Source organism: Cupriavidus sp. SIMBA_020 (genome assembly GCF_046535395.1).
In the GTDB taxonomy this organism is placed as follows: domain Bacteria; phylum Pseudomonadota; class Gammaproteobacteria; order Burkholderiales; family Burkholderiaceae; genus Cupriavidus; species Cupriavidus campinensis.
Genome location: NZ_JAWRWU010000841.1, coordinates 1 through 263, shown reverse-complemented (window position 1 = coordinate 263; position 263 = coordinate 1). Strand labels below are relative to the sequence as shown.

Sequence of the window (263 nt, the reverse complement as noted above, 5' to 3'; positions counted from 1 at the left end):
CGAGAATACACCCTCACTCACGATCAATTTATACTTAGCATTGGACTTTTCGAGCCGTGAACGTAAATGATTCATGTTGTTATGGTTAAAGCGCACAAGTGCTGCGTTTGCATGCAATGCGCCGTCGATTAAGCTCGCATGATTAAGTTTATCCTGAAAAATCGCACTTTGCTGAGCAATGGCTTTATCTTGAAATAGCGCTTTTATAACACTGCTATTAGCACTAAATCCCGAATTAAACAGCATGGCATTGTTATAGCCCA

The 263-nt window shown here is 40.7% G+C and carries 1 protein-coding gene; it reads right to left on the bottom strand.

Annotation, left to right across the window (positions count from 1 at the left end; genetic code table 11):
• A partial coding sequence (locus tag SB751_RS31750; RefSeq protein WP_410749238.1) for an aminotransferase class I/II-fold pyridoxal phosphate-dependent enzyme occupies positions 1 to 263 on the bottom strand: 263 nt, incomplete at both ends.